Source organism: Bacillus sp. JJ1521 (assembly GCF_036965165.1).
Lineage (GTDB): Bacteria > Bacillota > Bacilli > Bacillales > Bacillaceae_L > Ferdinandcohnia.
The window spans coordinates 2,654-7,093 of sequence record NZ_JBALOX010000059.1 but is presented as its reverse complement, the minus strand read 5'-3'; the positions used below and the strand labels follow the sequence as shown (position 1 = coordinate 7,093).

Annotated in this window: 4 protein-coding genes; all 4 read right to left on the bottom strand. The window is 36.9% G+C overall.

Translation table 11 applies throughout. From position 1 onward, the window contains the following. A partial coding sequence (locus V7147_RS09530) for a glycosyltransferase (RefSeq protein ID WP_335367620.1) occupies positions 1-794 on the bottom strand: 794 nt, incomplete at its 3' end. Next, positions 779-1,951 carry a glycosyltransferase family 4 protein gene (locus V7147_RS09525; RefSeq protein WP_335367619.1) on the bottom strand — a complete coding sequence of 391 codons (1,173 nt, stop codon included), beginning with the start codon at positions 1,949-1,951 and terminating at the stop codon, positions 779-781. The genes V7147_RS09530 and V7147_RS09525, both read right to left, overlap by 16 nt. Then, the gene (galU, locus tag V7147_RS09520; protein ID WP_335367618.1) at positions 1,948-2,826 is read right to left on the bottom strand and encodes a UTP--glucose-1-phosphate uridylyltransferase GalU; all 879 of its coding nucleotides are present in this window, start codon (positions 2,824-2,826) and stop codon (positions 1,948-1,950) included. The genes V7147_RS09525 and galU overlap by 4 nt, the downstream gene beginning before the upstream one ends. Positions 2,827-2,842: 16 nt before the next feature. Continuing rightward, positions 2,843-4,440 (bottom strand): polysaccharide biosynthesis protein (locus tag V7147_RS09515; RefSeq protein ID WP_335367617.1); only part of this gene is annotated, 1,598 nt, incomplete at its 5' end.

Sequence of the window (4,440 nt, the reverse complement as noted above, 5' to 3'; positions counted from 1 at the left end):
TTAATATCTTGTCTTACTCCCAGAAACAAAACTTTATTTGCTAGATTTAATTGTCTTACCTTTTCCTCAATACGAGACCGTAATACTCCATCACCAACTAGTATAAGAACGGAGTTTTGAACTTTTTCATTAAGTTCAGAAAATACGTCAATCAGAAATGAATGATTTTTTTGATGATTAAATCTACCTATATGACCAAGTACCAATGTTTCGTCACTAATGTTAAATTCTTTTCTGATATCACTCCTACTATCATTAGAGAATAGAAACTTATCGTATTCAATACCATTTTTTAATATATTTGCTTCTTTGGAATTTTGCCCAAAAAGCCACTCAGCGGCTGCATTGGAGCAAGCGAATAAATTGGTGGCATGCGAATTAATATATTTACCTGAATACGATTTATAAATCTTTGTAGCAACTCCCCCCTCACTTTGCGTATTATGACTATGTGCAATCCTAACTGGAATTCCAGCCTTACTTGCAGCACGTAGGACGAGTCCGCTCATTTTATCCAAATGGGAATGAACAATTTTGTAAGAGTTATATTCTTTAAAAAACTGATCTAGTGCCTTTACATATCCAAAATGACCAACATCACTTATATATGGAATACGGTGTATTTTTCCACCAATTTCAAGGATTTCTTTATCGAATACACCCTCCTTGCATGTCAGGAAGTCGAATTGAACCTTTGAGCGGTCCATATTGCGATATAGGTTCATGATTAGTGTTTCTGCTCCACCACGATTCATATTAACAACTACATGTAAAACCCTTAGTGGACCGCCCACTGTAATTCCTCCTCCCGCTCCATATATCTACTATAAATTTCAATCAACTGATCTAACACACTCTCAACACCATATTTACTTTCCATTATGAATCTACTTTCCTTGCCAAGTTTATTTCGAAGATACTCATTCGTTGCTAATTCTTTTAGCCTGTTTGCAAATGAATCAATATCGTTTGGATTAACAATCCAACCATTCTCATGGTTGTTAACTAGTTCCTTATGTCCTCTATTTTCTATTGCAACAACAGGCAGTCCACATGCCATTGCTTCCATCACATTTACTGGTAATCCTTCCCGTAAGCTAGATGCAACAGCGATATCACTCATTTTAAGTAATAATTCAATATCGTTTCGAAAACCTAAAAATTGAACCATACTATATACACCCAATTCCAAGGCTAAATCCTTACATTCGTTTAATAACGGGCCTTCCCCGGCTAATAATAGCCTTGCATTTGGGACGTCATTTTTTATTTTTGCTAAGGCTTGGATAAGTAATTTTTGGTTTTTGTTTTTGTTAAATTCCGCTGCATAAAACATAATAAAATGATTAGGATTGCATTCATTTACACGTCTTAGTACATTTCGTCGAATTGAATCAACTGGTTTGTACTTTTCAAGATCTACCCCTACCCCATGTACATGTTCGACAAAGCCTGCTTTAAACTGGTGTCTCCTGGCAAGCTCATCGTCCTCCGAGTTAATTGCTATAAGACAGTCTGTATTTGAAGCTAGTAATCTTTCAATTGGATAATATAATAACCAATTCAGCAATGGGGCTCCCTTACAAAAATGAAACCCGTGTGCAGTGTAAATTACTTTTGTTCCATTCTTTCGTGCTTGCCTTGCTGCTAATCGACAAAGAACACCGCCCATTGGTGTATGACAATGTATGAGTTCATAGTGGTTTTCATCAATTAATGACTTTAACTCTTTATAAGCACCAACATTTTTGAAGCTAAAAGGAGAGCGTTGAATCGGTATATTGTATTTTTTCGAAACAAAAGGAAGTTCAAGATTGCCAAATGCAGCAATATGAACTTCCCAGCCCTGTTCTTTAAACCATTTTAAGTATGGTAAATGGAAGCTTTTGAAATGATAATCGACCGTAGCAACAAATAACACCTTCTTTTTTTCGCTATCAGCCGTACTCATTTCACTAGCTCTTTATTCATGATATTTTTTAGATAATCGAGAAGCTCTACTCTAAGGTCTTCTCTCTTTAATGCAAATTCCAGTGTTGTTTGAATAAACCCTAACTTCTCCCCAACATCATATCGAGTACCTTCAAAATCATATGCATAAACCGCTTCATACTTATTCAACCCAGCAATTGCATCGGTTAATTGAATTTCTCCACCTGCCCCTGGTTGTTGGCTTTCAAGAATTTCAAAGATTCGCGGATTTAGAATATAGCGCCCCATGATTGCTAGATTCGAAGGAGCATCTTCTTGTTTTGGCTTTTCAACTAGGTGATTTACACTGTAAAAGCGTTCACCGTGTTGGTTCCCGTCAACAATTCCATAGCGGTGAACTTCTTTTTCTGGAACAGTTTGAACACCTAGAATGGATGCATTGTACCTGTTATATTGTTCAATCATTTGTTTTAAGCATGGTTTTTCTGACGATACAATATCGTCGCCTAGTAATACGGCGAACGGCTCGTTTCCGATAAACTTACGAGCACACCAGATTGCATGACCTAAGCCTTTTGGTTCCTTTTGCCGAATATAGTGAATATCAACGAGCTTTGAAGCTTTTTGGACTTCATCCAATAATTCAAATTTCCCTTTGTCAAAAAGGTTTTGTTCGAGCTCAAAGGAGTGATCAAAATGATCCTCAATCGCTCGTTTTCCTTTTCCTGTTACGATAATGATATCTTCAATTCCTGATTCAACTGCTTCCTCAATGATACATTGGATTGTCGGTTTATCGACAATGGGCAGCATTTCTTTAGGCATTGCTTTTGTTGCTGGAAGAAATCTTGTACCTAATCCAGCAGCTGGAATGATTGCTTTTCTTACCTTCATTTCATAATTCTCTCCTTTAACCTGGTATGGACATTAATCGTTTTTGAGGGAATGGTGTTCTATTTGCCAAGCTAACGAGCTGTTCCCGAATTTCTTGCTTTGTTAAACTTTTATAGGTCATAATCACTTTTTCGATTTCTTCTATATATAGTTCTGCAGTTTTTCCAACATATATATTGGGATAAATCTGCGTTTCATCCACCTCATCGTCCTTTAATAATTCTTCAAACAGCTTCTCTCCAGGTCTCATTCCGGAGAATTCTATTCCGATTTCATCAACAGAATATCCAGATAGCTTAATTAAATTCTTTGCCAAATCAATAATCTTAACGGGATCTCCCATATCCAGAACGAAGATTTCTCCGCCTTGTGCAAGTGCACCGGCTTGAATCACTAATCTTGATGCTTCTGGGATGGTCATGAAATACCTAACCATATCTGGATGAGTGACTGTTACTGGTCCGCCTTTCGCAATTTGTCTTTTGAAAAGTGGAATGACGCTCCCACGGCTGCCCAACACATTTCCAAAGCGAACCGCAACGAATTTCGTTTTACTTGTTTTACCCATATGTTGAACGATCATTTCTGCAACTTTTTTTGTTGCACCCATTACACTTGTTGGGTTTACCGCTTTATCTGTTGAAACCATTACAAATGTATGAACACCACACCAGTCTGCGGCTTCAGCCACATTTTTCGTTCCAATGATATTGTTTTTGATTGCTTCCTCTGGATTTCGCTCCATTAACGGAACATGCTTATGGGCAGCTGCGTGATAAACAACGTCAGGTTGATATGTACTCATCACTTCCATCATTTTTTGTTTATCCTGGACATCCGCAATTTCGGTTGTAATGTCTATTTTTGAGGATTTATAGGATTCATTTAATTCTAGCTCGATTGTATATATGCTGTTTTCACCATGACCAAGCAAAATAAGTTGTTTTGGGTTGAACTTTGCTACCTGTCTACAAATCTCTGAACCTATTGAACCACCTGCCCCAGTCACGAGAACAACTTTATCGGTAACATAGTCTGATATACTCTCTGTATCAAGCTCAACAGGATGCCTACCCAGCAAATCCTCAACTTGAACATCTCTGAATTGGTTGACAGCTACCTTCCCGGTGATTAAATCTTCAAGCATCGGAAGGATTTGTGTTTTAGCCTTTGTTTTAGCACATTCCTGAAAAATAATATTCAGTTCCTTCTTACTTAATGAAGGAATCGCAATGATGATATTTGCTATATTATTTTCCTTTACTACTTCCTCGATATTTTCTATTCCTCCAAAAACAGGAATGCCTAATATATCAAGATTTTGTTTCTTTATATTGTCATCGATGAATCCAACTGGAAATAACTCTGCATCTTGATTGTGTTTCAATTGTCGAACAACCATAGTCCCTGCTGAACCTGCACCAATAATTAATGTACGTTTTCTTTGTTCATTCTTTTTAATATATGTATCCCGGTAAATTCTCCAACAAAAGCGAGATCCACCGATTATTAACATTTGTAATAACCAAGTAACCATCATTAATCGAAAGAATATCTCATGATTAACAATTAGTATGATCGTTGCCGCGGTAATTACCGATAAAGTAATAGCTT